Here is a 26502-nt window from a genome sequence, read left to right as displayed (position 1 = left end):
GCGTCGCGCCGTTTCGCTGTTGTGCCGGCTCGCGAACGCATGCGCCAATGTATAGCACCTGGCAAGATAAGTGAAAAGGGGGCCGTTGCCCTCCAATTTCGCCATGCTGCCCGGCACGTCATGCCTCATACCTCGCCCGGCTTTACAGACGCGGCCCGGCAGCGTAGGATTATGGCCGCCCGAAAGCGTCCGTCAGCTCTTGCAACGACGGTGCGCGGGCAAAAAATCAATGCAAAAAACAGGACGCAAACATGAGCGCGTATTCCCAACTGTGTGCCACTATGCAGGCTTCTCCTTCCCGCTGGCTGATTACCGGAGTGGCGGGCTTTATCGGTTCCAACCTGCTTGAACGCCTTCTCGGGCTGGGCCAGACCGTTGTGGGGCTGGACAACTTCTTGACCGGGTATCAGAAAAATCTTGATATGGTCCGTGATATTGTGGGGCCGGAAGCCTGGAGCCGCTTTACCTTCATCGAAGGTGATATTCGTGATGTAGACACCTGCCGCAAGGCCTGTGAAGGCGTGCAGCATGTGCTGCATGAAGCCGCGCTCGGTTCTGTGCCGCGCTCCATTGATGATCCCTTGCTGTCAAATAGCTGCAATATCACAGGGTTTTTGCACATGCTGGTGGCTGCCCGCGATGCCGGGGTAAAAAGCTTTGTGTATGCCGCCTCTTCTTCCACCTACGGCGATTCGCCCGAACTGCCCAAGGTGGAAGACAAGATCGGCCGCCCCCTGTCGCCCTATGCCGTCACCAAGTATGTGGACGAGCTGTACGCCGATGTTTTTACGCGCTGCTACGGTTTTTCCAGTGTCGGGTTGCGCTACTTCAACGTGTTCGGCCAGCGCCAGGACCCTTACGGAGCTTACGCGGCGGTTATTCCCCAGTGGTTTGCCAGCCTCATCAAAGGGGAAACCGTCTATGTGAACGGCGATGGCGAAACCAGCCGCGACTTCTGCTATATCGACAACGTGGTGGAGGCCAACCTGCTGGCGAGCTTTGCCCGGGGCGAGGCTGCCAATACCGTGTACAACGTGGCTTTTGGGCAACGCACGACCCTTAACGAACTTTTTGCCCTCATCCGTGAAGAAGTGGCGCGCCACAAGCCCGAAGCCGCCAAGGCCGATGTTGAGCACCGTGATTTTCGCGCGGGCGACGTGCGCCACAGCCTGGCTGACATCAGCCGCGCCGAGACGCGCCTTGGCTATGCCCCCCGCTTTGACGTGCGGCAGGGGCTGCGGCTCGCAGGCGACTGGTACGCCGCCAATCTGTAGAGCCTGTTGCCTTCGGGAATGGACATCTGCGGGTGTGCGTTCCCAGAATTGTGCGCGCCTGCTGTGGCGCGCGGCAGCGTCGCCGATAGCGTTCCGGTTTTTCGCGGGTTCTTCGGGTGACGGTCCAAGCTGTGCTGCGGTGTTATGGCAGGCGTCTGCCTGCGAGCCGCCTGCGCGGCTTCAGGGAGAAGCGGTTCCGGGGCTTGTTGCTCAGGGCGCGACGGCCTTTGGCGGTCAGGGTTTGACCGGTCTTGGTGTGACCACTCCCCCGAAAAGCTTTTTTGCCTGCGACGACACTATTTTTGTGCGCAATGAGAGAGCGGGGCGGCAGCATGCAGTGCCGGCCCGCTCTCTCTGTTCGTAACACGTTTTCCTATTGTGTTTTTGCCTTGGGCTTTTATGCTGCCGCGTGAACCAGGCACGCAAAAAAAGTGCTGTCTCATGAGGCGGGCATAAAAAATATGCCGCTAATGGTATTTTTTATTGCCATATAATACCGCAAGTTGCTTAAAAACCTTGCTGCGCGAGCATTGTGAAAAAAATATCCATCGCGAACTAGCTTGACACTTTTTTCTCAATGGGTCATTTGTTAGCCATGGTTAATGCGTGAGAGAGTCTCCAGCTTTCCAAAAGCTAGGGGCACCGAAGGGGCAAAGCCGCCAGGCCGAAACTCTCAGGTAAAAGAATCGCGCATTCTCGTGCTACTGAATCCGTTTGTGGAGACAGGGCGTGCCATCAAACTTCAGGTACGCTTATGCTCCACGTCCTTGTGACCAACAATCCCCGCTTTCAGGATATGTCGCCCGAGGGTTTGAGCATCAGACTCATCTCGGGCTGAGGCGCGTCTGTTGTTCGCGCGGCGCGCGACCTGATCCACCGTGGCTGGCTTCTTGCCAATCACCCCCTTTATGGCAATTTTTTGCCATGGCAGATGCCGTATCGTTCTCTTGTCCTTTCTTCTCCCGAGCATTGTGACTCCCCGGGTGCTTTCACCCCGGTGGACGTCTCTTCCCTTGACCTCATCGAGCAGGCCCAGGCCCGTTATGCCGCCGCTGCCCACCGCGCTCCCGTGCTTCTTGAGGGCCGGGCATTGCGGGACTGCGCCTTTGTGGACGTGGAACTTTTACGCGCAACTATCGAGAGTTTGAACTGTAGCATCGCAAGCCTTTCGCCCCCCCACTGGAGGCCATCCGGTTCAGAACCGGCCAGGCTTCCGCACGAAAAGGAGATGTAACGTGAAGTTGGAACTACACCGCATCATGGTCAGCAAGCTGGCCTTCGGCGCGCACACCGGCATCCGCGACGGCGTGCTTACCGTCAACCGGGAAGAGCTGACAGCCCTGCTCAAGCAGGACGAACGCCTTGACAGTGTCGAGATTGACGCCGCTCACCCCGGCGAAAGCGTGCGCATCATGCCCGTGAAAGACGCTATTGAACCCCGCTGCAAGCTGGAAGGCCCGGGAGAGGTATTTCCCGGCTGGATCGGCGATGTGGAAAATGCCGGGGAGGGCAAGACGCTGGTACTGACCGGCATGGCCGTGCTGACCACGGGGCGCGTGGTGGCCCCGCAGGAAGGCATCGTGGACATGAGCGGCCCCGGCGCCGACTACACCCCTTTTGCAAAGACCTGCAACCTGACCCTTGCGCTGTCTGCCGCCGCCGACCTTGAGCCGCACCAGTGCGAGGCCTGCTTTCGCCTGGCAGGCCTGCGCGCGGCCCATTATCTGGCCGCCGCCTGCAAGGAGGCCACAGCGGACAAGGTGGAAGAGTTTGATTTTCCGCCATTCAGCGAAGCCATGCACGCCCATCCCGGCCTGCCCAGGGTGGCCTATATCTACATGCTGCAGTCTCAGGGCCTGCTGCACGATACCTGGGTTTACGGCGTGGACGCCAAGCGCATCCTGCCGACCATGATCAGCCCCACGGAAGTTATGGACGGGGCCATCATATCCGGCAACTGCGTGTCCGCCTGCGACAAGAACAATACCTACGTGCACCTGAACAATCCTGTTATCCGCAGCCTGTACGATCATCACGGCAAGGACCTGAACTTTGTCGGCGTGATCATCACCAACGAAAACGTGACCCTGGCGGACAAGAAGCGCAGCTCTTCCTATGCGGTCAAGCTGGCGCGCATGATGGGCGTTGATGCCGTGGTCATCAGCGAAGAGGGTTTCGGCAATCCCGATGCCGACCTCATCATGAACTGCCGCAAGTCCGAGCAGGCGGGCATCAGAACCGTGCTCATCACCGACGAATTCGCGGGACGTGACGGCTCAAGCCAGTCTCTGGCCGACTCCTGCCCCGAGGGCGATGCCTGCGTGACCGCAGGCAATGCCAACGAGGTCATCATCCTGCCGCCCATGCAGAAAATCATCGGCGATCAGGCTCCGGCCGAAACCATAGCGGGCGGCTTCTTCGGCTCCGTGCGCGAGGACGGCAGCCTTGAAGTGGAGTTGCAGGCCATACTCGGCGCCACGAACGAACTGGGCTTTAACCGCATTGGCGGCCGCACCCTGTAGGGGCGTCCGGCTCAAGGAGCAGGAGACTATCATGGCATATAAGCTTGTGCATTATATAAATCAGTTTTTTGCCGGTATCGGCGGTGAAGACAAGGCCGACGTCAGCCCCGAAGTGCGCGAGGGCATCGTGGGTCCCGGCATGGCCTTCAAGGCCGCTCTGGGCGATCAGGCCGAAATCGTGGCTACCTTTATCTGCGGCGATAACTATTGCGCCAACAATCTCGACGCCGTGGCCGCCAGGATGGTGGAAACCGTAAAGAGCTTCGGGGCTGACGGCCTCATAGCCGGGCCTGCCTTTAACGCGGGCCGCTACGGCACTGCCTGCGGCGCGGTGTGCGCTGCAGTCAACAAGCAGCTCGGCCTGCCCGTGGTAAGCGGCATGTACCGTGAAAGCCCCGGTGTGGACCTGTACCGCAAGGAAGTAACCATTGTGGAAACGGCCGACAGCGCCCGCGGCATGGGCAAGGCCGTACCTGCCATGGCCGCTGTGGTGCTTAAGCTGCTGCGCGGCGAAGAAATCGCCGACCCGGCGGCCGAAGGCGTTTTTCCCAAGGGCATCCGCAAGAACATGTTTTATGACGAACCCGGGGCCGAGCGCGCTGTACGCATGCTCATCAAGAAGGTCGGGGGCGAAGAGTTCAAGACCGAATACGCCATGCCCATATTCGACCGTGTGGAGCCGCGCCCGGCCATTGCCGACATGAGCAGGGCCACCATCGCCGTGGTTACCTCGGGCGGCATCGTGCCTGAAGGCAACCCCGACCATATCGCCGCCTCGTCGGCCCAGAACTTCGGCGCCTACAGCATCGAGGGCGTTACCGACCTTGAAAAGGGCAGGTACCTCACCGCTCACGGCGGCTATGACCAGACCTACGCCAATCAGGATCCCGATCGCGTACTGCCCATAGACGTGCTGCGCGACCTGGAAAAAGAAGGCAGGATCGGCAAGCTCTACAACGTGTTCTACACCACTGTGGGCAACGGTACATCCGTAGCCAATTCGCGCAAGTTTGGCACAGAAATCGGCTCGCAGCTCAAGGCCGCACATGTGGACGGGGTCATACTCACATCCACCTGAGGCACGTGCACGCGTTGCGGTGCAACGCTCGCCAAGGCCATTGAAGAAGCTGCCGATGTGCCCGTGGTCCACATGTGCACCATCGTGCCGATTTCCCTGAGTATCGGGGCCAACCGTATTGTGCCCACTGTGTCCATTCCTCACCCCCTGGGCAATCCCGAACTTTCTGCCGCTGAAGAAAAGCATCTGCGACGCGAGCTGGTGCTCAAGGCCCTTCAGGCCCTTTCCACCGGGGTAGACGGGCAAACGGTGTTCTAGCCCGCACGGGTTTTCATTCTCCGGCTTCCGGCAGCGTCGCAAAAGCGTCCGGAAGCCGGGGCCAGACCGGCGGCCAAACGGCGGGCAGGCGGCTCTATTCACGATTGCGTGGCATGGCCGTCCGGTCCCGAAAGGCGCTCGCCCGCATGCCGGGCCTTGCCGGAGCCGGAAACCAAAGGAACACACAGCAGACTTCGCGGCCGGATAACGCCACGGCGTACGCATACGGCCCTTCAAGGAGTTTTTATGGAAAAGCGTGAACTGGTCATCATCGGCGCAGGTCCGGCGGGCCTTTCTGCCGCCATTTACGGCAAGCGCGCCGGTCTTGATACACTTGTTCTGGAAAAAGGCCGTCCAGGCGGCCAGATACTGACCACCAGCAGGGTGGAAAACTATCCCGGCATCATTGACGGCACGGGAACAGGGCTGGCCGATGCGTTTCGTGCGCATGCGGAATTTTTCAAGGCGGAGTTCCGTTCGGTTTCTGTGCAAAAGCTCGAGGTGCGCGGCAACGAAAAGATCATCACCCTCAAGGACGGTACGGAAATCGCCGCCGGGGCCGTGATTGTCGCCAGCGGAGCCTACTTTCGCAAACAGGGCTGCCCCGGCGAAAAAAAATACACGGGCATGGGCGTTTCCTATTGCGCCGTGTGCGATGCGGCTTTTTTTGAAGATCTTGAAGTGGCTGTCATCGGCGGTGGCAATACCGCTGTGGAAGAAGCCTGCTACCTTACGGGCTTTGCCTCCAGGGTATACCTCATCCATCGCCGTGACGAGTTTCGTGCCGACAGGCTTGTGGTAGAGCACGCCCTGGCAAATCCCAAGATTGTACCTGTGATGGACAGCGTGCTGGAATCCATTGAAGGTAGCGACATGGTTGAAAAAATCATGGTGCGCAACGTGAAAACCAATGAAATGCGCCAGATCGATCTGAGCGGCGTGTTCATTTTCATCGGCACATTGCCCAATGCGGAATTTCTGCATGGCCTGCTGCAGACGGATGCCGGTGGCTGGATAATCACCGATGACAAGCTGCAAACCTCTGTTCCCGGTATTTTTGCAGCCGGCGACGTACGCAACACCTCGTTGCGGCAGGTCGTCACAGCGGCCGGTGACGGCGCACGGGCCGCCATGGCGGCCTATGCCTACCTTCAACACTAGAGCGTCACGCAACAGAGCGGGTGCATGCGCCGCAAGGCCTGCGCCTTGCCGTGGAGCAGACACTGGCAGGCCCCCCTGCCGTTAAGCAACTCTTTCAAGTGACAGCGCTCTGTAATGACGCTGGAGGATAGCAGCATGAAAACTGTTGGCATCAAGGCCGCGGCGTACTGCCTCAACTTTGCGCCGGAACTGGCCCTGCATCATGGCGGCACACCGGCACAGGAGCGCCGCGCCAAGCCCGATTCCGAATTCCTGCGCGAACTGCCCAAGCACGCGCAAACCTTTGAGCAGGCGGCATCTTACGCGCCCAACAAAACCTATGTGGGCGCCATGAGCGTGGACGAACTGGCCGCAGCCCCCGCACCCTGGATAGATAATCTCGGCGAGCCGCAGCGCTTCGGCAAGTTTGGCGAAATCATGCCCGAGGATGAATTCATCGGGCTTATGGATATCTGCGATGTTTTTGACCTCATCTGGCTTGAAGAAGGCTTTGCCACGGCCGTGGCCGCCAGGCTGGCCCAAAACCCTGTCATGGGTGAAAAACAGATGGCCCGTCTTGAAAAGGGCAGGCCCGAGGCCGAACTTCTTGAGGTCATTGAAAAGCACCACGCCCTGCCCCTGTATTTTGCAGGCAAGGTGGTGGGCTGCTGCCGCCGCGCCCATGACACCGATGAAAACCTCGAAGCCGGGATCATGCTGGAAAACCTTGCCAGCAAGGCCAGCGCCGTGCTTTGCCTGCTGCACCTGATCAAGAATGCGGGCATGGCTCCGGCAGATGTGGATTTTGTGGTGGAATGCTCGGAAGAAGCCGTGGGCGACGCCATGCAGCGCGGCGGCGGCAATATGGCCAAGGCCGTTGCCGAAATAGCCGAATGCGTCAATGCCAGCGGGTTTGACGTGCGCGGCTTCTGCGCAGCGCCCGTGGCGGCCATGATCACGGCGGCGGGTATGGTTGCCAGCGGCGTGCGGCCCAATGTGGTGGTCATCAGCGGCGGCTCTGTGCCCAAGCTGTATATGAACGCCCGCGACCATATCAAAAAGGGCGTTGTTCCGCTTGAGAACTGCGTGGGCAGCTTTGCCCTGCTGCTGGTTCCCGATGACGGGCAGACACCTGTCATGCGGCTTGAAGGCATCGGCAAGCATACGGTGGGAGCCGGGGCTTCGCCCCAGGCCATCACAACGGCCCTGACCTTTGACCCGCTGTCCCGCGTTGGTCTCAAGCTGACTGACGTGGACAAGTACGCCCCGGAACTGCACAACGCTGAAATCACCCTGCCCGCGGGCGCGGGCAACGTGCCCGAAGCCAACTACAAGATGATCGCGGCCCTGGCTGTCATGAAGGGGCAGATCGAGCGCGCCGATATCCAGAAGTTTGTGGACGAGCGCGGCATGCCGGGCTTTGCGCACACCCAGGGGCATATCCCTTCGGGCGTTCCCTATGTGGGCCACGCCCTTGAGGCCCTGAAAGAAGGGCGCATCAGGCGGGCCATGATCATCGGCAAGGGCAGCCTCTTCCTGGGCCGCCTGACCAATCTGGCTGACGGTGTTTCCTTTATTATGGAAGCACCGGGAAGCGCCCCTGCGGCGCAGGATGTCAGCCAGGCGGATGTGACGGAAATGCTGCTCGACACTCTGGGCGATCTGGCGGCCAATCTGCAAAAGGGCCGGTAGAGGAGGGGCTATGGCTAGTCAAAATGACAAGCGCGCCATCCTCGGCAAGGCTCTTGAAGACCTGGTGACGCGGGCGCGCAGCGGGCGCGAGCCGTGCCGCATAGGGCTTATGGCCGCCGGAGGCGAGCATTCGGATATGGAGTTCATCACGGCTGCGGCTGCTGCCATGAAGGAAGACGCCGCCCTGACCGTGGTGGGGGTCGGCCCGCGTCCTGCCGGGCTGCTGCCCGCTGGTATGGATTGGATCGAAACCGGCTGCGAGGGCGGCGAACTGGCCGCAGGTATGGAAAAGGCCCTGGACAGCGGCCATATCCAGGGGGCTGTGGCCCTGCACTATCCCTTCCCGCTGGGCGTGAGCACCGTAGGCCGCATCCTTACGCCTGCTCTGGGCAGGGCCATGTTTGTGGCCTGCACCACGGGCATGAGCGCTGCCAAAAGGCAGCAGGCCCTGCTGCGCAATGCGGTGCTGGGCATCGCCGTGGCAAAAGCCTCGGGGCTGGCCGCGCCCGCCGTGGGCGTGCTCAATGTGGATGCGGCTCCCCAGGTCTTGCGCGCCCTGAACCGCATGGCGGAAAAGGGCTATGCCCTGAACCTCGGGCAGAGCGTCAGGGGTGACGGCGGCTCGCTGCTGCGTGGCAACGACCTTTTGCGCGGCGCTGTTGATGTGTGCGTTACGGATACACTGACGGGCAATGTGCTCATGAAGCTCTTTGGCGCATTCACTTCGGGCGGCGCTTACGAAACCACCGGCTGGGGCTACGGGCCTTCCGTGGGCGAAGGCTGGAACAAGGTTGTAAGCATCATCTCCCGTGCATCGGGTTCCCCGGTTATCGCCAATGCCCTTGCCTATACGGCGGCGGCCGTGCGTGGCCGGCTGCCTGTCCTGGTAGCTGAAGAATTGCGCATGGCGCGCGCTGCCGGACTGGATGATGAGCTGGCCGCCTTTGAAAAGAGCGATGCCGCCCCGGCCGTTCAGGTGTCGCCGCCCCCGGTTGAACCCACTGATGAGGAAATACACGGCATTGACGTGCTGGACCTGGAGCAGGCAGTGCGCTGCCTGTGGAAGGAAAAAATATATGCCGAGGCCGCCATGGGCTGCACCGGCCCCGTGGTGAAGCTGGCTTCGGCCCGGCTTGAGGCTGCGCGTAAGATATTGGCGGATGCCGGTTACATTTGATCCTCCGGCAGGCGGGCCGCCCTGAGTCGGAGCCGTCCGGCACAGGCCCCGGCCCGCCTTTATCCATAAAGTTTCAACCATCCGCAAGCAAAGCGAGGTGCATGATGATTATTGTCGACAAGGAAAACTTTGAAGCCGAAGTGCAGCAGAGCGCCATGCCCTGCGTGGTGGACCTGTGGGGTCCGCAGTGCGGTCCCTGCCTGGCCCTTATGCCCGCTGTGGAAGAGCTGGCCGCAACCTATGAAGGCAAGGTCAAGTTCTGCAAGCTCAATGTGGCGGAAAACCGCCGCCTGGTCATCGGCCTGCGCGTCATGGCCGTGCCGACCATCCTGTTTTACAAGGGTGGCGAGTGCGTGGCCCGCCTGACCGGCGATGCCGTGTCCGTTGAATCCATCAAGGCTGAAGCGGACAAGCTGCTGTAGCAGTTTCGCGTCGGGGCGGGCCGGTACGGCCTGCCCGGCGCCTGGATGAGGATGACGGGCCGCCGCATGGCCCGTATTGGCATAACGCCCATAATCTCAAGGAGTATGCAATGGGTAAGCTTACAGGCAAGAAGCTTCTGCTGCTTGGCGAAAGGGACGGCGTACCCGGCCCGGCCATGGCGGATGTCTTTGCAAATTCGGGTGCGGAAATACTGTTTTCCGCTACCGAATGCTTTGTCTGAACGGCCGCAGGGGCCATGGATCTGGAAAATCAGCAGCGCGTCAAGGACGCGGCTGAGAAGTTTGGTGGCGAGAACGTTGTGGTGATTCTCGGCTCTTCCGACCCTGAAGGGGCGGAAATTTACGCCGAAACCGTCACCATGGGCGACCCCACCTTCGCCGGACCCTTGGCCGGAGTCCCGTTGGGACTCTGCGTATATCACATTCTTGAACCCGAAATTAAAGAAGAAGCCGATCCCGCCAAGTGGGAAGAGCAGATCAGCATGATGGAAATGGTCCTTAACGTGGATGCGCTCGTGGAATCTGTAAGAAAGATGCGCGAAGCCAACAGCAAGTTCAGCCTTTAGGAACATTGCCTGCCTGAACTGCCCGCAAGGTTTTGAGGGCGCACCCCCTTTCAGGCCTTGCTCCGGCGGCTGCCGCCGGACACAGGGACGGTTCGGAATGAAAACGCATGAAAACAGGACTCCGCCTGCCGGGAAACCGAGGCGGAGTCCTTCGTTTGTGCTATAATCTGTCAGAAAAAATGGAAATTGCAGGTATAAAGGTGCTGCGGACAGGAGTATTTCTCAAGTGATATTTATAACAATTATGGTAAATTATCTCCTTAACTGCGCCCTATAGCTTGCATAAATTTTGCCGATATGTTTCGGTAGGGAATCAGATAATTCACGAAGATTCATGGGCGATGCATGTCGCCATATGACATTCTTTGGCCACTGCAGTAATGCAGAGAATATATATTTGTATACAGGAAAGAACTGTTCAACTCTCAGCCAAGCAGTGTTACTATGAATTCATTTTCTTTGCGCGGAAAGTTCATCTTGACGATAACCATAGGTGCTGTGGCTCTTGCTGCCATGTTCGCCTTTTCTCTTGACGCTGTTTCTACGCTTGACCGCTCGTTCTTGCAGATGCGGAATGTGGATGTGGTGGGCAAGATCACCAGCCTTGAAATAGGAAAGGACATAAACTATGTGAGCCGCCTTACCCGTGATGCCATGCTGGGCGGCAACATTGAAAAGGATATCAAGCAGCAGAGCGATATCGCCAAGCGTAACGAAGAGCGCTTCCAGCAGCTTGCCGCCATGCCTTTCAGCGGTGAGGAAAAAAAGATTATTGACGAGGCCCGTACGGCCGCCATCAACTTTATCGCCAATGGCCGCGACGTTCTTTTGCCGCTGCAGTCCGTTCCTGTGGACGAACGTTACAAGGGGTACAAAGAGTACGCCAAGATGGTGACCCCCTACGCCATGGCCTATCGCGATCAGGGCGGTCTGTTTGACAAGGCCATGAACGCCCGTTTTGACGCCGCCATGCAGCAGATGCAGGAACAGCTTGATCACAGTCGCACGACCATGTGGATAATACTGGCTGTTTCCATGCTGGCTATTTATGGTGTGGGTTTTGCCTCTACCAGCCGTGACCTCAACGTCATGCGCGAGTGTATCGCCTTTGCCGGCGAACTGGGGTCCGAGACGCTTACGCGCCGGCTTGATACCAGCAAAAGGTCTTCCATCACGCCGCTGGCCAAGGCGCTGAATGCCACCGCGGACAATCTGGACAGCTTCAGGGCCGAAACGCTCAAGGCCACAGCTGAAGCCCAGAAAGAGCGCGATGAGGCCCAGGGTTTCATGCTACAGGCTCAGGCAGCCAAGGAAGAAGCCGAAAAGGCCAAGGTTGAAGGTATGCTGTACGCCGCAAGCCAGCTTGAGGCTGTGGTGCAGACGCTCAATACCACCACTGATAATCTTTCCAGCCTTATCCACAACGCCAATAACGGAACCACCCGTCAGGCTGACCGTATGCGCGAGACGGCCTCGGCTATGGAGCAGATGAACGCCTCCATGCTTGAGGTAGCCCAAAGCTCCTCCCACGCGGCAAACACCGCTGACCAGACCAGAAGCAAGGCTCAGGACGGATCGACTTCGGTTACGGAACTGCTCGACAATATCCGCGAGGTACAGCAGCAGGCCGGAGAAATGAAAGACGGTATGGCCGGGCTTGGGGTTCAGGCCGAGGCTATCGGCAAGGTGCTCAACGTCATTGCCGACATTGCCGACCAGACCAACCTGCTGGCCCTTAACGCCGCCATTGAAGCTGCGCGCGCGGGCGATGCCGGACGCGGCTTTGCCGTGGTGGCCGACGAGGTGCGCAAGCTGGCCGAAAAAACCATGACGGCCACCAGAGAAGTGGGTGAAGCCATCGGCGGCATACAGTCGGGCACCACGCACACCATTGACGTGGTTACCCGCACGGTTTCCCGCATTCAGGGCGCCAGCCATCTGGCTGACCGTTCCGGCACGGCCCTGGCGGAGATAGTGTCCATGGTCGACCTGACCACAGATCAGGTGCGTGCCATTGCCGCCGCTTCGGAGAGCAGTCTGCCGCCAGTTCTGAAATCAACCGCAGCCTGGATGAAGTGGACAGGATATCGGGCGAGAATGCCTCGTTCATGCATCAGTCCGCAGATTCCATCATGGAGCTGTCCCGGCAGGCCGGCGTGCTTCAGGACCTTATCAGCCAGATGAAGCAGGGCGGCGCGTAACAGCTTTCGCCACAGCATATTCGTTGACATCCCCCGTCTTTTTACGGCAGCCGCGCAGACCGCCTGAAAAGACGGGGGATTGCCGTTGGCTGCTCCAGGTCTGCCCTGCGCGGGCTCGAGCCGGCCAAGATCTGGCCTGACCGGGGCCGGTTTGCCGTAGCTGCCCAGTATCTGTCCATTGCTGGCAGGCGGTGCGGGCGGCGGCGCACTTGCGGCACGCGCGCAGTTGTCATAAAGCCTTGGAAGGAGAGTTTATGAGCAAGCATACAGAACAGTGGGGCCGCTTGCTGGCTCCGTACCGCAGGACACGGCAGGGCAAGGATCTTGTTACTCTCGACCTGGTGCGCAATCCGTTTGTGCAGGATTATGACCGCATCATTTTTTCCAGTTCCTTCCGCAGGCTTGCCAAAAAAACACAGGTGCATCCCCTGGTGCGCAACGACCATATCCACAACCGCCTTACCCATTCGCTCGAAGTAAGCTGCGTGGGCCGCTCTCTGGCGCTGCTGGCGGGGCAGGGGCTGGCCGAAAGGGGGCAGCTGCCGCAAGGCTACAGCCCCGAGCACCTCGGCCAGATCATACAGGCGGCCTGCCTGGGCCACGATATCGGCAACCCCCCCTTCGGGCATGCCGGAGAAGAGGCCATACGCGACTGGTTCAAGGATACGGGCCACACAGAGCATTACTTCAAGGAGCTGCGGCCTGCCGAACGGGCGGACTTTGAAGCCTTTGACGGCAACGCCCAGGGCTTTCGCGTGGTTAATACGCTTGAAAACAACAAGGATTCCGGCGGATTCCGCCTGACATTCCCTGTGCTGGCAAGTCTTGTAAAATACCCCTGTTCCGCACACGAGGCGCTGGGCCGGTCCAGCCGCAAGTTCAACTACTATACGGCGGAGCAGGAGATTTTTGCGGATATCTTCAGCACTCTGGGCCTGATGCACGACGGCCGCGCACGACGCCACCCTCTTTCCTACCTGCTGGAAGCGGCAGACGACATCTGTTACCGCATCATTGATATGGAAGACGCGCGCGAGCTGCGCATCATCACCTATCAGGACATCAAGGACGCCATGGCTCCCCTGCTGAGCGACAGCGATATGGACGGCGGGCGTCTGGCGGATATGGATTCTGACCGGCGGCGCTCGGGCATGCTGCGCACCAAGGCCATGGGGCGCATCATCCCCTCGGTGGTGCAGACATTTCTTGATAATTATGAAGACATCATGAACGGCACGTTGCAGGGTGACCTGCTCAAGCATGCCCGGCAGGATGTGGCGGACTTTATGGCGGCGGCCAAAACGGTGTTCAACTGCAAGATCATGAACAATCCGCAAAAAACAGCTCTGGAAATAGGCACGTACACCTTGTACAAACGCCTGCTGGACGTGTTTATTCCCGCCTGTTTCAACTTCAGCAAAAAGAACGCCATGTCCTATCAGGAAACGCGCGCCCTGACCCTGATGGGAACCAATGCCCCCGCCGAGGGCGAGTGCCTGTATACGGCCTATCTGCGTGTGCTGGACTTTGTGTCCGGCATGACGGACGATTACGCCACGTTTATCTCGCAGCAGTTCTCGGGTACGGCAGCGAGCTAGTGCAGCTATACATTCTCAAAAGATAAATGCTAGAGAGGGACTGCCTGCGCGGCGGGCGGCAGTGTGCGGCGCGCAGGCATGGGATGGGAAAAAGCTTAGCCTTCGGGAAGGGGCGGTAAGATTCTTTCTCGCAGGGCAGGCTTTTCTCCCTCATTGTGCGCCGCACAGGCGGCCTGAATAGCGAAAATAAAAAAACTGCCATACCAGCAGGGTCGCAAAATTTTTCCATAACGCCCAAGCTGTTCTCCTTGTCGCCCACCGTGCAGGCGGCCCAATTAACGGACGAAGAAGTCCTCCTCGTGGCCCGCAGGATCCCAAAAAAAGCTTTAGGATACCGCGATCCTCGAACCTGACCACAGGGCAGTAAAACCCCTACAAGGCAATGCAGCGTTCCCGGGCGGGCTTGGGCGGCAGCACCGCAGCGGGCAGGCCATGGGACAACCGGTTCCAGCGGCGGGCCATGCTCAGCGCTTCCAGAGCCAGATTGCGCAAGATAAGGTAGCTTTCGGCCAAGTCATGACGGTCTGTATCAATAATGTGATCGGCGTGAAGCGGTTCGTCAAACCTGTCGGTAAGACCGCTCAGGCCCGGTACATGGGCTTGCCCGGCCATGGCGTACAATCCCCTTGTGTCTCGGTTGACCAGGGTTTGCAAAGAACAGCGCACCCACACCTCATGATACAGGGGCAGATTTTCGCGGTTTTTCTGACGCATGCCACTGTAAGGCGTTGTGGCCGCCACAACGCATACACGCCCTTGGGCATGGTGCTGCAGGGCCTGATCGCGCAGGGCGTTTATGGCGGTGATGCGCTCCCCGGGCGCGATGCCGTCAAGGCCCGCCCGACGGCAAAAATGGTCTTCATCAATAAACTCTGTCTCTACGCCCTGTCCTTCAAGGAACAGGCGCACAAGAGAACCCAGGGTGGTTTTGCCGCTGCCGGAAAGGCCCAACAGCCAGATCACGGGCGTCATGCGTACCTCGTTTGTTTGCGCATTGCAGTGGTGCGGCCGGGCCGCGCGGGAACGCCCGGAAAACTGCAATAATCCGGCCATGCAGAATAAGTCTTTTTATTATAGATAGATAAACGTCAAGCTCGCAGGAGAAGATGCTTTTTTGACGGTCAGGGGCGAGAAACAGCGGGGGAGGCGGCAAAAATATCCTGCAGCAACGAAAAAAGGGAGTCAGCATGCTGACTCCCTTTAAACATTCTGGCGGAGCGGAAGGGACTCGAACCCTCGGCCTCCGGCGTGACAGGCCGGCGTTATAACCGTCTTAACTACCGCTCCGGATTTGTGGTGGTGGGCAGTACAGGACTTGAACCTGTGGCCCCCGCCGTGTGAAGGCGGTGCTCTACCAGCTGAGCTAACTGCCCTCCCGGAGACACGTTTCTATGCAAAACCCACCGAAGAGTCAAGCGAAAAATAGGAAGTAAAAATTTTTTTACAGGAGAAAAAATTAACATATTGATTTTATTTAATAAATTATATTCTCCATAAATCTGGCACATTGATTGTCTTGCGCCGTGTCAGGTGGAGTGCTAGACCCTCCTGTAGCACCTCTGTACGGCGTCAGCCGGAGCCGCGCCCGCGGTAACGGTTGTCTTGCGGGGCTGAAAGGGGGGGTGACAGCAGTTTTTTTAGAGGCAATGTAATGAAACCCTTATGGATACGCCTTTGGGCGATATTTTTTTTCGGGCTGGCCGTATGCGCTGCACCGGGCGTTCAGGCCCGGGTGGTAGACGGCGGCAGCATCATGGATCAGCACATGCGCGAAAACCTGTGTGCGCTGACGTTTGACGATGGGCCTTCTGCCAATACGCCGCAGTTGCTGGACATGTTGAGCGAATATGGCATTCCGGCCACATTTTTTCTTTTGGGCAAGCAGGCCGAGCGGCATCCTGACCTCGTGCGGCGTATTCTGGCCGAAGGGCATGAGGTGGGTAACCACTCGTATTCGCATCCCAACCTGCGCATGCTTTCTCCAGAAAAGAAACTGCAGGAGATAGGGCAGACCGATGCCATCCTGCGCTCTCTCGGGGCCAGCCCTTCTTTTTTGCGGCCTCCTTACGGGGCTTATGACAATCATACGGTGAGTGTGGCCGAAAGTCTGGGCCTGGGCATCATGCTCTGGTCGCTGGACAGCCGCGACTGGAAAAGCCTGCCCGCCAACTACGCCACCCTGCGCAGTACCCGCGGCACTGTGTACGATACCGGCGCCTTGCGCGGCATTTTTCTGTTTCATGACACGCACAGGCGTACAGTCGAAGACCTGCCCCGTATCATCCGCGACCTGCGCGCCGGGGGGTGTCAGCGCTTTGTGACCGTGAGCGATTACCTTGACGGGCTGCTTGATCCGGAGCCGGGTATACTTATGACCCGACGCCCCACAGACAGCGCCCAGCCCGCCGTGGCAGACAAAAAGCCCGGCCGCCTCAAGGAGCAGTTTCAGGAAATGCCGCCCGAAAGCTACCCTGCAGGCACGGCGGCCTTGCCCCTGGCCCGCACGAGCCGCCCCTGGCGGTCTGGAAGCGGCGCGGCCGAGACGGGCAGGCCACCGGCCGCAGAGGTGGACCGGCAGGCTACCGGCGAAAACAGCGGTCCGGGGCATGACAGCAGTGTTCAGCCTACAACAGGAGCACCGGAAGCCGGCCTGCCTTTGGGCAGCTCTGTTTTCACGCCCGGTGCGGCTGCCGGTTCTGCGGACGCTTAGAGCAATTACCGCTTCAAATGATTGCTTAACGGTCGGCAAAGCTGCCTTACAAGGATTTCAAGTATGCAATGCTCTGCAACCGTCAGCGCTTGAAATCGTCTTTGGCGAATGGCTGGACGGTTGCAACACAGCGGACTGATACCGTACTTTTGCTGTTCATTGTCCAGATGTTCGGTTGATGCTGTTGATGGGATCGCGCGCGCAGGGAGATTCCCGGGCGAGGCGGGATGTTTCCGCAGCGCAGACCACACCGGTGACTCCATACGAAGGCGATGAGAGCATGTTACCTGTTGTACGGCTTCGAATATTTTTTATCTTTGCCATACCGGAAAAGCGCCCCGCAAGGGGCGCTTTTTTCATGGGCATGCCGTGTCTGCCGCTCATGGTCGTAAGCACCCGGCAGCATCCGGCAAAGATGCGTGGTTTGTCCGCGTTTCAGGACAGGCGGTTTTTAAAGTTCGCGTAGCCGAATTCCCGCAGCATGCGAAAATACATATCACCCGCGGCGTCCGGCCCGCAGATGCCGATGGAGGGCAGGCGCAGGCCGTTGAATGTGGTGGTCTTGACCATGCTGTAAATGGCCATGTCTTCGAAAACAAGGCGCTGCCCGGGCTTGAGGGGGGCGTCAAAGGAATATTCTCCGGCAACGTCGCCCGCCAGGCAGGACTTGCCCGCCAGGCGGCAGGTCCAGGCCTTTTGTCCGGCCTCTCCCGCGAGTACGGCGGCCCCGTCGTGCTCGTAGCGTACGCGCGGCCGGTAGGGCATTTCGATCACGTCGGGCATGTGGCAGGGAATGCCGATATCCAGAATGGCTATGGGCATATCGGCTTCGATGACGTCCAGCACGGTGGCTACAAGCCAGCCCGCGTCCAGAGCCACGGCTTCGCCCGGCTCAAGGTATATCTGGGCCTGGTAGCGGTCGCGCCACTGCGTCAGCAGGCGGCAGAGCAGGTCAAGGTCATAGCCCGGCTTGGTGATATGATGTCCGCCGCCCATGTTGATCCAGCGGCATTGGGGCAGCCACTGGCCGAAGTGGCTTTCCACGGCGGCCAGGGTGCGCTCAAGAGCGTCGGCCCCCTGCTCGCACAGGGTGTGAAAATGCAGGCCGGATATGCCCGTCATGGCTGTGGGGTCAAAATGTTTGCGGCGTATGCCCAGGCGTGATCCCGGGGCGCAGGGATTGTAAATTTCCACGGCGCCTTCGGAATGTTCGGGATTGATGCGCAGGCCGCACTGGATCTGCCTGTCGGGGCAACGGCCCTTGTTCCACATTGCAATGGCAGGGGCGAACTCGCGCCACTGGGCTGTGGAGTTGAACACGATGTGGTCGGTCAGGGTGAGCAGCTCCGCCATTTCGCGCCTGTTCCAGCCCGCGGCGAATGCGTGAACCTCGCCGCCGAATTCTTCACGGGCCAGTCGGGCCTCATCAACGGAGCTGGCGCAGGCCCCCCACAGCGGGCCGTGTCCCTTGAAGCGGGAAAGCAGCGGAAACGTTCCCCAGGCGGCGTAGCCCTTGAGGGCCAGAAGAATTTTTGCCCCGGTGCGCTCCTGTACACTGTTGAGTACGGCTGCATTGGCACTGAGCTGGTTTTCATCCAGCACAAAGCAGGGTGAGGGGATGCGGGCGGGATCAAAAAGGAGATGCTGGCAGTGCATGGGGATTCCTTTGGGCCGCCTGTGCAGCGGGCGGCAAGGGTGGAACGTTACTACTTGAAATGTCCCAATCGCCTTTGTTCGGGTGTCTGCCGGTAGCGACATTGCGCAACGCGCAGGGATGGGGCTTGTCCTTCGAGAGGGGAAACATCGGCCCTGCGGGCACGGGGCTTTTCAGTTTTTGTTGTTTGGGGCGCCTGCGCGGCGGGCGGCAGATGGGGGCCTGTTAGGGGCTGCGCCCCTCCGAGGCCCCCTCTGCACTCCCCCCCGGACCACCCCGCTGGGTTTTCCATCTTCCGTCACTGTGCGAGGGCTGCGCGTCTTTTGCTGCGGGAGCTTCCTCGCTTCGCTCGGTGATCTCCCTTCGCGCCGCGCAATGCCATCCGCCGCTTTCGTCTTGCATGAAAAATTCAGTGCCGTTTGGACATCGCAAACAGAAGGTTTACACTTGTTGCTGTATCCCGGTCTTCAGTCAGACGTAAAACGCGGTACGGGGCTTACGCTTTTGCTGTTTCCCGGTCAGGGGGCAAACTGTTGCCGGGGGCGGCGTCATAAAGAACCGAAGCCGACACGTCGGCGAGGTTCGTACGCAGCCGCCCCCGGAAAACCGTATTTACCAGTCAGGGTAGAACAGGGGGTGCTTCGGGGGGGATGCAAGGGGGGCCGAGAAGGGGGCGCAGCCCCATAACCGGCCCCACCTTGCCGCCCGCCGCGCAGGCGGCCAAGACAAAATCAGAAGAAAACCCCGTGCCCGCAGGGCGGCAAAAGCCCGCCGCGCAGGCGGCCAGAATGAAGAACAGGGAAAAAGTTTTCGTGCCCGCAGGGCATGTGTTTTCTTCCCGAAGGGCAAGCCCTTTCTCTCATTTCCCGGCCGCTCAGGCGTCCCCTTATATTTTTCCGGTCACATCCACGGACTGCCAGGGCAGGCCGTATGTACCCAGATCCTTCAGGAAGGGGTCGGGGTCAAACTGCTCCATATTCCACACGCCGGGCTTGCGCCACACGCCTTCGGCCACCATTTTGGAGCCGATCATGGCAGGCACGCCGGTGGTGTAGGAAATGGCCTGCGAGCCGACTTCGGCGTAGCATGCTTCGTGATCGCAGATGTTATAGATGTAAACGGTTTTTTCTTTGCCGTCCTTGACGCCGCGCATGAGGTCGCCAATGCAGGTCTTGCCCTTGGTCAGGGGGCCGAGGGAGGCAGGGTCGGGCAAAAGTTTGGACAGGAACTGGATGGGTACGATGTCCTGGCCCTGAAAGTTCACGGGATCAATGCGGGTCATACCCACATTGCCAAGTACCTTCAGGTGGTTGAGGTAGTTGTCTGAAAACGTCATCCAGAAGCGGGCGCGGCGCAGGCCCTTGAGGTTTTTGACCAGAGATTCCAGCTCTTCATGATACATGAGAAAGCATTTTTTGCTGCCGATGCCGCTGGGGAAGTCAAAGTTCATTGACCAGGACAGGGGGTCGGTTTCTACCCATTCGCCCCGTTCCCAGTAGCGGCCGCGCGCGGTGACCTCGCGGATGTTGATTTCGGGGTTGAAGTTGGTGGCAAAGGGCTGGCCGTGGTCGCCGGCATTGCAGTCGATGATGTCGAGCACATGCACTTCGTCCAGTTCGTGCTTCATGACCCAGGCGGCAAAGACGTTGGTCACGCCGGGGTCAAAGCCGGAACCGAGCAGGGCGGTAAGCCCGGCCTCGCGAAAGCGGTCGGCATAGGCCCACTGCCATTTGTATTCAAACTTGGCGGTGTCCAGCGGCTCATAGTTGGCGGTGTCCACATAATGAACGCCGCATTCAAGGCAGGCATCCATTATGTGCAGGTCCTGGTAGGGCAGGGCCACGTTGCACACAAGGTCGGGCTTGACGCTGCGGATAAGCTGGCAAAGCTCCGGCACGTTGTCCGCGTCCACCTTGGCGGTAGCCACGTCAACGCCGTAGCGGGCCTTTACGCTTTGCGCAATGGCATCGCAGCGGGAGACCGTGCGGCTGGCAAGGGTTATCTTGTTAAAAACGCCGCCGTTTGCGGCAACCTGGGCGCATTTGTGGACAACCACGCTCCCGACGCCACCCGCGCCGATGATAAGGATATTCGCCATAGCTCTTCCCTCTCCAGCAAGATAGGGGGTCAAAAGAAAATCCGTGCGGCTGCGCCGCCCGGTCACGTCCCATCACACAAAAAGCGCCTCGGCGCGGTCTGCCGCTTGCGGGCGCAAAGTCCGGCTATATGCCTGTAAAGGCCAAATCCGTCAACCGCATTGTTTGTACTGCCTTTTTCGTCGTTACCGCGGGCCTTCCCGGCTGGTATCGGGCGCGATCAGGTCGCCGTCCAGCAGCAGCACGTGGGCATGGCGGCCCGCCCTGCGGGCCTGGCTTGCAAGGTCACGGCCCCGCTCGCGGCAGGCCGGGCAGGCATGGCGCGGAACAAGCAGACACAGGGAGCGCGCCACGCGCTCCGAAGCCGTTTCGATACGGCCCAGCCCGGAGCAGTCCGGGCAGAGCCGCCAGGCTTCGTTCTGCCCTTCGCTGAGCATATCCGTATCATAAAAGACATGTTTTTGCCGCACCCACCAGCGGTCCTGCCCCTGGCCTTCCGCTTGCCCTTCTGACGGCGTGGCAGGAGGCTTGAAGTAACAGTCGCGCACTTCTTCGCACAGGCGGGCGATGTACTGCCCGACACTGGCGCTCTGCAGTGTGGATTCGGGCGACCAGCCCGGCTCGCGAACGTCCCCCGCGTCAATGCCTGCCAGCGCAAGGCAGATGCCCAGGTTCACATAGGGCAGGGCACCGCGTATGGCGTAGCCGCCCTCAAGCACGGCCACATGCGGGTTGAGCAGGCGCGTCAGGGCCGCATAGCCCTGTGCGGAAAGCTTCATGTTGGCCAGCGGGTCGGTGAAATGATTGTCCTGCCCGGCGGAATTGATAATGAAATCCGGCTTGAAGTCTTCAAGAATGGGCAGCACGGCGTGCTCGACCGCGTACAGATAGCCCGCGTCGCAGGTTTCTGGCGGCAGGGGTATGTTTATGGTGCGGCCCAGAGCGCCGGGGCCGCCGCATTCGTGCAGAAAGCCCGTGCCGGGGTACAGGGTGCGGCCGTCCTGATGCAGGGAGATGAAAAGGGTGTGCGGGTCGTTCCAGAATACGTCCTGCGTGCCGTCGCCGTGGTGCACGTCTGTATCCACAATGGCGATGCGCAGGGGGCGGCCGTCCGGATGCGGATAGTGGTCGCGGATGTATTCGGCCATGACGGCTTCGTTGTTGATATTGCAGAAGCCCCGGTTGCCGTGCACCACGCGCATGGCATGATGTCCCGGTGGGCGCACCAGGGCAAAGGCGCGGTCTTCATGCCCGTCAAGCACAAGGCGAGCGGCGCGTATGGCCCCGCCAGCCGCCGCCAGGTGTGAATCCGTGCTCACGGCGCGGGTTGTGGGCAGGCAGAAGTGCGTACGCTCAAGCTGCGCGTGGCTTGCGAACGCGGGCCGGTATTCCGTAATGCCGGGAATATCAAAAAGCCCTTCTTCCACAAGCTGGTCGCGCGTATAGAGCAGGCGCTCCTCCCGTTCCGGATGTGTGGGGGAAATGGCCCAGTCAAAAGCCGGAAAAAAGACGACTCCCAGCCGTCTGGCGGCGCGAAGGGCCGCCTTCGCGCCCGCCTGGTCAAAAGAGTGTGCCGCCGGGCGCTGCCCGGCCCGTTGCTCAGTCATCGTTCTCGTCCAGAGCGTCGAAGATGTCCGCGCCGTAGCGGGCGTAGGTCACCATGCGGCCCATCTGCGAAAGACCCAGGGAATACGCCAGGTTGCTTTCCGCTACGGCCACAAACAGCAGGCTGTCTTCATCGTACATGGCAAAAACGCCGCCGGGGCCGTCCTCTTTGCGGAAAGCCACACAGTACATAAGCTCGGGATCACCCAGAATGCCCGCCGCCACATGATTTGCGGGAGGCTCGGGCAAAGCGGATTCAAAACCCGCCGCTCCGTTCTTGCGGGGAACGAAATTCAGTTTTGTGCCTTCAACATACAGGTCGTAATATTCTTGCATGGTATTCTCCGGGCGGTTTGCCGGCGGTTTATGTGTCGGGGATCATGACGCGGGAAAGCAGTGTGGGCCTGTATGCCCGGCCTTGTCAGAAGCGCTGCGCCATGTTTTTTTCATCTGGCGCGAGGCGTCGTGGCGGATGCTCGTGGCGCGCAGCGTACCTGGCCTGCAGAAGCCGCGCACTGTGCGCCTGACGCAGGCAGAACCCAGAAGGCGCTTGCGAGGCGTCCTTTTCAGTCGAGGCCCCGTCCCCGCCGGCGCAGATAGGCCTCAATGGCCGAGCGGCATTGCAGCACCACGTCTTCGGGAGGCTGTGAGGCGTCAATAATGGCGAAGCGTTCCGGTTCTTCCTCAGCCAGGGCGCGGTAACCCCGGCGTACACGCTCATGAAAGTCCAGGCTTTCACTGTCAAAACGCCCCTCGGCAATGACCATGCCGGCGGAGCGGTTGCGCTCACCGGCGCGTTCCAGTCCGCAGCGCACGGGCAGATCCAGCAACAGGGTGAGGTCAGGCTCAAGCCCGCCGGTGGCCGCTGTATTGAGGCTGCGCAGGTATTCCGTGTCCAGCCCGCGCCCGTAGCCCTGATAGGCCAGGGTAGAGTCCGTGAAGCGGTCGCAGAGCACTACCTGCCCGGCCTCAAGGGCGGGGCGGATGACCTCTGTCACATGCTGGGCGCGGTCGGCCAGAAACAGGAACAGTTCGGCCCGGCTGGCCAGCCCGCCGGTGCGCACATCCAGCAGCAGGGCGCGCAGGCGACGCCCAAGGGCACTGCCGCCAGGCTCTCTGGTCAGTACGGGGTCATGGCCGCGCGCTTGCAGGTAGTCTGACAGATAGTCAATGGCCGTGGATTTTCCCGCGCCTTCTATACCTTCAAAAGTGACAAACATTCTTCCTTGACCGCCTTTTTACGGGTTGCGGGGGCGGCTTTTTCCGGGGTGCGCGCGGCCCGGTGTACGGGGCGGCCCAGCGTGGCCTGCCAGGGGGTCCAGTCCTGTCCGTCTTCTTCCATTTGTGCGAAAAGGCCCCGGCACTGGGCCATCTTGGCATCCAGGTTGTCGGCATAGTGCAGGGCCATGGCTTCGGGGGTGTGGGGCGGGCGTACCGCGCCAAACTGCAGTTCGCCGTGATGGCTCAGGATAAGGTGCTTGAGATGCCTTTGCAGCGGCTCTTCAAGGCCGGATCTGGCCATGAAGGGAGCGAGCATTTCTATGCCCAGCATAAGATGGCCGAGCAGACGGCCTTCATCGGTATAATCGTTGGCAAGGCCACCGGAAAACTCCCGCAGCTTGCCGATATCGTGAAAGAGCGCTCCCGCCAGCAGGGTTTGCCGGTCCAGTTCCGGATACTGGTCGGCAATGCGGCGGCAGAGGTTGAAAACGCTCAGGGTATGCTCAAGCAGGCCGCCCACATAGGCGTGGTGTACGCCTTTGGCTGCCGGGCATACGCGAAAGGCAGCCCGCATTTCGGCATTGCTGAAAAAGCCCTGCACCAGCTTGCGCCAGGGGGCGTGTGTGAACTCTGCCTTGATGGCGCCGTCCAGTTCGTGGAGCATGTCGTCCAGCGGGTAGGGGCTGGCGGGCATAAGGGCGGTCTGGTCCACAGCGGCGCTTTCTGCCGCATCCAGCAGGCGCATATGCTCCACGGTAAGCTGCACCTGATCGCGGTACAGGCCTGCGCGGCCTTCAACCCACGCCAGCGCGCCGGCGGGAATTTCGCTGAAGTCCGCGCTGAGGGGGTGCCATATCTTGGCTTCAAGACTGCCGCTGGCGTCCACCAGGGTGAGCCGCCAGTAGGGTCCGTTGCGGGACTGGCCCTGTGCCGCCTGACTGACTGCAAACAGGCCCCGCGCTTCCGACGTGGGGCTAATGTCTTTGACGTAACAACCTTTTTCCATATATCTATCCAGGAGCATCTGGCCAGGAGCGCCTGACGCCCGTGCGTTTTGAGCGCCGCCGCAAGGGCGGCTCATAGCGAAGCTTTTTCGAATTTCCCTTCTTTCCGAGGTATTGTCAATGAACGTTCTCCTGACCAATGACGACGGCATCCGGGCCAAGGGGCTGCGCGCCCTGTACGCGGCCCTGCGCGAGGCCGGTCATACGGTATATGTGGTGGCCCCCATGAGCCAGCAGTCCGGCGTGGGGCATTCGCTCACGGTTTTCGAGCCTGTGCGGGCCACAGTGATTGAAGAGCCGGACTTTACTGGCACGGGCGTTTACGGAACCCCCACAGACTGCGTGAAGCTGGCCCTGGGGCGGCTGCTGCCCCACAAGCCCGACCTTGTCATGTCCGGCATCAATGCCGGGGCCAACGTGGGGCCGGACATCCTGTATTCCGGCACAGTGGGCGCGGCTACCGAGGCCGCCCACGAGGAACTGCCGAGCATGGCCGTCTCGTTTGACAGCTTCAGCCACAATACCGCTCCGGATATGGACCTTATGCCCCAGGCACGACATGCCGTGAACCTGGCCGAGCGTATGAACTGGTCTGCCGTGGGCCGCCGCCGGGTGATCAATATCAACTATCCCGCCTGCCCCCTGGACGAGGCCCAGGATCTGCGCGTCTGCCCCCAGACCAGCGCCGTGTGGAAAAACGTCTATATCGAGCGTGAAGACCCGCGCGGCGCGCCCTACTGGTGGCTTGAGGGCGAAATTCCCCCGGCAAGCATCGAGCCGGGGTCGGACAAGGACCTGCTCAACCGCGGGCATATCACCCTCACGCCTCTGTGCTTTGATTTTACCGACCATGAGGGACTGACCGCGCTCAAGTGCATGAAGCTTCAGGGCTGATGTGTCTGAAGCGGCTGTTGCCGCGCCTTTTGCCGCCTGCCGGGCATGATGCCAGAGCGCGGCGACAGGCTGAAAATACCGTTCTGTTGTGCCGGAGACGCCAGACTGGCGCGCCGGGGCATTCCCCTTTGCCCGATTTTGATGTACGTTGCTCTTGCCTGCGGCGGGGGTTGGTGCTAGCCATGCTGTCGCAGCTTTTGTACGGGCATCAGCCACGTAAAATTGAAGTATTTCAGCGGGCCATGTGACAGGATCCTTTTAGGGCAACCTCTGCCTGGCAGCGTTTTTCTGTTGGTCACGCCGCCGGAAACAGCAGCATTGACGCAGTGCGCGCGTGCTGCGTCACGGTTTTTACCGGCGGCAGGGTATGAAAGGTTTTTTGAAGCGTACTTGTTTGCAACAGTTCCCAGAAAAACAGGGAGGAAGTCATGCCTCTTATCAGTCCCAAAGAAATGTTTGCCGCCGCCTATGCCGGCGGTTATGCCATTGGCGCTTTCAACGTCAACAATATGGAAATCATCCAGGGCATCATGGGCGCGGCTTCCGAGGAAAAATCGCCTGTCATTCTTCAGGTGTCGGCGGGCGCGCGCAAATACGCGGGGCAGCCCTACATCATGAAGCTGGTGGAAGCCGCCCTGGCCGTTGACGCCAGCGTACCCGTGGCGGTGCACCTTGACCACGGCCCCAGTTTTGAAATGTGCCGCGAATGTATCGACGGCGGATTTACTTCCGTCATGATCGACGGCTCGCATCTGCCCTACGAAGAAAATATCGCCCTCACCAAACAGGTGGTGGACTACGCCCGCCCCCGCGGCGTGTGGGTCGAAGCTGAACTGGGCAAACTGGCGGGCATTGAAGAGCATGTGCAGTCGGACGAGCACGTTTATACCGACCCTGACGAAGCTGTGGACTTTGTGGAGCGCACCGGCTGCGATTCGCTCGCCATAGCCATCGGCACAAGCCACGGCGCGTACAAGTTCAAGGGCGAGCCCAAGCTGGACTTTGAACGCCTTGAGGCCATCTGCAGGAAGCTGCCGGACTATCCGCTGGTGCTGCACGGTGCTTCCAGCGTACCGCAGGAGTTTGTGGACCTGTGCAACCAGTACGGCGGCAATGTGGGCGGCGCCAGAGGCGTACCCGAAGACATGCTGCGCAGGGCCGCCGGTATGGGCGTGTGCAAGATCAACGTGGATACGGATATCCGCCTGGCGGTTACGGCCTGCATCCGCCAGTATCTGGCTGAACATCCCGAAGAATTTGACCCCCGGTCCTATCTCAAGCCGGCCCGGGAAGCTGTAAGGCAAATGGTGGCGCACAAGATCCGCACTGTTATGGGATCTTCAGGCAAAGCCTAAACAACATACGTTTT

General features: G+C 60.1%; 21 protein-coding genes, 2 tRNA genes and 1 riboswitch. Of the genes, 14 read left to right on the top strand and 9 right to left on the bottom strand.

Features of this window, described 5'->3' with window-relative positions:
• Positions 1-251 precede the first annotated feature (251 nt).
• From ACZ495_RS11090 to ACZ495_RS11040, 11 genes are all read left to right on the top strand, one after another.
• Positions 252-1274, top strand: a complete 1023-nt coding sequence (locus ACZ495_RS11090) for an SDR family oxidoreductase (RefSeq protein WP_012623761.1) — start codon at positions 252-254, stop codon at positions 1272-1274.
• A gap of 597 nt (positions 1275-1871) precedes the next feature.
• A riboswitch (glycine riboswitch) is annotated at positions 1872-1973 on the top strand.
• A 169-nt stretch (positions 1974-2142) separates the two neighbouring features.
• Positions 2143-2508, top strand: a complete 366-nt coding sequence (locus ACZ495_RS11085) for a GrdX family protein (protein ID WP_177247173.1) — start codon at positions 2143-2145, stop codon at positions 2506-2508.
• 1 nt (position 2509) lies between these two features.
• Positions 2510-3796, top strand: a complete 1287-nt coding sequence (gene grdE / locus ACZ495_RS11080; RefSeq protein ID WP_012623764.1) for a glycine reductase complex component B subunits alpha/beta — start codon at positions 2510-2512, stop codon at positions 3794-3796.
• Positions 3797-3827: 31 nt separating this feature from the next.
• The gene (gene grdB, locus ACZ495_RS11075) at positions 3828-5132 is read left to right on the top strand and encodes a glycine reductase complex component B subunit gamma (RefSeq protein ID WP_012623765.1); all 1305 of its coding nucleotides are present in this window, start codon (positions 3828-3830) and stop codon (positions 5130-5132) included.
• A gap of 246 nt (positions 5133-5378) precedes the next feature.
• Positions 5379-6293 carry a thioredoxin-disulfide reductase gene (gene trxB / locus ACZ495_RS11070; RefSeq protein ID WP_072311357.1) on the top strand — a complete coding sequence of 305 codons (915 nt, stop codon included), beginning with the start codon at positions 5379-5381 and terminating at the stop codon, positions 6291-6293.
• A gap of 135 nt (positions 6294-6428) precedes the next feature.
• A complete protein-coding gene (gene grdC / locus ACZ495_RS11065; RefSeq protein WP_464262272.1) occupies positions 6429-7964 on the top strand; it encodes a glycine/sarcosine/betaine reductase complex component C subunit beta in 1536 nt (511 codons plus the stop codon).
• Positions 7965-7974: 10 nt separating this feature from the next.
• A complete protein-coding gene (gene grdD, locus ACZ495_RS11060) occupies positions 7975-9141 on the top strand; it encodes a glycine/sarcosine/betaine reductase complex component C subunit alpha (RefSeq protein ID WP_012623768.1) in 1167 nt (388 codons plus the stop codon).
• Positions 9142-9242: 101 nt separating this feature from the next.
• Positions 9243-9563, top strand: coding sequence for a thioredoxin family protein (locus tag ACZ495_RS11055; RefSeq protein ID WP_232088782.1), 321 nt, complete (start codon positions 9243-9245; stop codon positions 9561-9563).
• A gap of 110 nt (positions 9564-9673) precedes the next feature.
• Positions 9674-10150, top strand: coding sequence for a glycine/sarcosine/betaine reductase complex selenoprotein A (gene grdA, locus ACZ495_RS11050; protein WP_012623770.1), 477 nt, complete (start codon positions 9674-9676; stop codon positions 10148-10150).
• 444 nt (positions 10151-10594) lie between these two features.
• Complete coding sequence (locus tag ACZ495_RS11045) at positions 10595-12334, top strand: methyl-accepting chemotaxis protein (protein WP_464262271.1); 1740 nt, start codon at positions 10595-10597, stop codon at positions 12332-12334.
• 271 nt (positions 12335-12605) lie between these two features.
• Entirely contained in the window at positions 12606-13949 is a 1344-nt protein-coding gene (locus tag ACZ495_RS11040) for a deoxyguanosinetriphosphate triphosphohydrolase (protein ID WP_464262270.1), read from the top strand.
• Positions 13950-14321: 372 nt separating this feature from the next.
• On the opposite strand, the gene ACZ495_RS11035 is transcribed toward ACZ495_RS11040, so the two are convergent.
• From ACZ495_RS11035 to ACZ495_RS11025, 3 genes are all read right to left on the bottom strand, one after another.
• The gene (locus ACZ495_RS11035) at positions 14322-14921 is read right to left on the bottom strand and encodes an adenylyl-sulfate kinase (RefSeq protein WP_464262269.1); all 600 of its coding nucleotides are present in this window, start codon (positions 14919-14921) and stop codon (positions 14322-14324) included.
• A gap of 238 nt (positions 14922-15159) precedes the next feature.
• Positions 15160-15236, bottom strand: a tRNA-Asp gene (locus ACZ495_RS11030).
• A gap of 10 nt (positions 15237-15246) precedes the next feature.
• Positions 15247-15322 (bottom strand) — tRNA-Val (locus ACZ495_RS11025).
• A 278-nt stretch (positions 15323-15600) separates the two neighbouring features.
• On the opposite strand from ACZ495_RS11025, the gene ACZ495_RS11020 reads away from it, so the two are divergent.
• Complete coding sequence (locus ACZ495_RS11020) at positions 15601-16659, top strand: polysaccharide deacetylase family protein (protein WP_072311897.1); 1059 nt, start codon at positions 15601-15603, stop codon at positions 16657-16659.
• A 435-nt stretch (positions 16660-17094) separates the two neighbouring features.
• Here the strand turns inward: ACZ495_RS11020 and nspC are convergent, their stop codons facing one another.
• The 6 genes from nspC to ACZ495_RS10990 all read right to left on the bottom strand — a co-directional run bounded on the left by nspC (position 17095) and on the right by ACZ495_RS10990 (position 24241).
• Complete coding sequence (gene nspC / locus ACZ495_RS11015; protein ID WP_012623776.1) at positions 17095-18315, bottom strand: carboxynorspermidine decarboxylase; 1221 nt, start codon at positions 18313-18315, stop codon at positions 17095-17097.
• A gap of 884 nt (positions 18316-19199) precedes the next feature.
• The gene (locus tag ACZ495_RS11010) at positions 19200-20411 is read right to left on the bottom strand and encodes a saccharopine dehydrogenase family protein (protein WP_012623777.1); all 1212 of its coding nucleotides are present in this window, start codon (positions 20409-20411) and stop codon (positions 19200-19202) included.
• Positions 20412-20594: 183 nt separating this feature from the next.
• Positions 20595-22016 carry a histone deacetylase family protein gene (locus tag ACZ495_RS11005; protein WP_407845126.1) on the bottom strand — a complete coding sequence of 474 codons (1422 nt, stop codon included), beginning with the start codon at positions 22014-22016 and terminating at the stop codon, positions 20595-20597.
• Positions 22009-22350: a hypothetical protein gene (locus tag ACZ495_RS11000; protein WP_012623779.1), complete on the bottom strand. Its 342-nt coding sequence runs from the start codon at positions 22348-22350 to the stop codon at positions 22009-22011. Before ACZ495_RS11000 ends, ACZ495_RS11005 begins: the two co-directional genes overlap by 8 nt.
• A gap of 230 nt (positions 22351-22580) precedes the next feature.
• Entirely contained in the window at positions 22581-23234 is a 654-nt protein-coding gene (gene tmk / locus ACZ495_RS10995) for a dTMP kinase (protein ID WP_012623780.1), read from the bottom strand.
• Positions 23210-24241: a 3'-5' exoribonuclease YhaM family protein gene (locus ACZ495_RS10990; RefSeq protein ID WP_012623781.1), complete on the bottom strand. Its 1032-nt coding sequence runs from the start codon at positions 24239-24241 to the stop codon at positions 23210-23212. Before ACZ495_RS10990 ends, tmk begins: the two co-directional genes overlap by 25 nt.
• A 118-nt stretch (positions 24242-24359) precedes the next feature.
• Between ACZ495_RS10990 and surE the strand changes: the two genes are divergently transcribed.
• Together surE and fba are read left to right on the top strand one after the other, a co-directional pair.
• Positions 24360-25133 (top strand): 5'/3'-nucleotidase SurE, encoded by a 774-nt coding sequence (surE, locus tag ACZ495_RS10985; protein WP_012623782.1) that lies wholly within the window; start codon positions 24360-24362, stop codon positions 25131-25133.
• 428 nt (positions 25134-25561) lie between these two features.
• Positions 25562-26488 (top strand): class II fructose-1,6-bisphosphate aldolase, encoded by a 927-nt coding sequence (gene fba, locus ACZ495_RS10980; RefSeq protein WP_012623783.1) that lies wholly within the window; start codon positions 25562-25564, stop codon positions 26486-26488.
• The last annotated feature ends 14 nt before the right edge of the window (positions 26489-26502 follow it).

It is taken from the genome of Desulfovibrio sp. GTC20076 (assembly GCF_055385905.1).
Note: the sequence above shows the minus strand (reverse complement) of the source record. Positions and strands in the feature narration are given on the sequence as shown.

Bases quoted from the DNA above. Each gene is read 5' to 3' on its own strand.
- fba (WP_012623783.1), top strand. From the start codon at position 25,562: ATGCCTCTTATCAGTCCCAAAGAAATGTTTGCCGCCGCCTATGCCGGC.
- ACZ495_RS11040 (WP_464262270.1), top strand. From the start codon at position 12,606: ATGAGCAAGCATACAGAACAGTGGGGCCGCTTGCTGGCTCCGTACCGC.
- ACZ495_RS11000 (WP_012623779.1), bottom strand. From the start codon at position 22,350: ATGCAAGAATATTACGACCTGTATGTTGAAGGCACAAAACTGAATTTC.
- ACZ495_RS11045 (WP_464262271.1), top strand. From the start codon at position 10,595: ATGAATTCATTTTCTTTGCGCGGAAAGTTCATCTTGACGATAACCATA.
- ACZ495_RS11090 (WP_012623761.1), top strand. From the start codon at position 252: ATGAGCGCGTATTCCCAACTGTGTGCCACTATGCAGGCTTCTCCTTCC.
- ACZ495_RS11055 (WP_232088782.1), top strand. From the start codon at position 9,243: ATGATGATTATTGTCGACAAGGAAAACTTTGAAGCCGAAGTGCAGCAG.
- surE (WP_012623782.1), top strand. From the start codon at position 24,360: ATGAACGTTCTCCTGACCAATGACGACGGCATCCGGGCCAAGGGGCTG.
- ACZ495_RS10990 (WP_012623781.1), bottom strand. From the start codon at position 24,241: ATGGAAAAAGGTTGTTACGTCAAAGACATTAGCCCCACGTCGGAAGCG.
- tmk (WP_012623780.1), bottom strand. From the start codon at position 23,234: ATGTTTGTCACTTTTGAAGGTATAGAAGGCGCGGGAAAATCCACGGCC.
- ACZ495_RS11005 (WP_407845126.1), bottom strand. From the start codon at position 22,016: ATGACTGAGCAACGGGCCGGGCAGCGCCCGGCGGCACACTCTTTTGAC.
- trxB (WP_072311357.1), top strand. From the start codon at position 5,379: ATGGAAAAGCGTGAACTGGTCATCATCGGCGCAGGTCCGGCGGGCCTT.
- ACZ495_RS11010 (WP_012623777.1), bottom strand. From the start codon at position 20,411: ATGGCGAATATCCTTATCATCGGCGCGGGTGGCGTCGGGAGCGTGGTT.
- nspC (WP_012623776.1), bottom strand. From the start codon at position 18,315: ATGCACTGCCAGCATCTCCTTTTTGATCCCGCCCGCATCCCCTCACCC.
- ACZ495_RS11035 (WP_464262269.1), bottom strand. From the start codon at position 14,921: ATGACGCCCGTGATCTGGCTGTTGGGCCTTTCCGGCAGCGGCAAAACC.
- ACZ495_RS11020 (WP_072311897.1), top strand. From the start codon at position 15,601: ATGAAACCCTTATGGATACGCCTTTGGGCGATATTTTTTTTCGGGCTG.
- grdC (WP_464262272.1), top strand. From the start codon at position 6,429: ATGAAAACTGTTGGCATCAAGGCCGCGGCGTACTGCCTCAACTTTGCG.
- grdD (WP_012623768.1), top strand. From the start codon at position 7,975: ATGGCTAGTCAAAATGACAAGCGCGCCATCCTCGGCAAGGCTCTTGAA.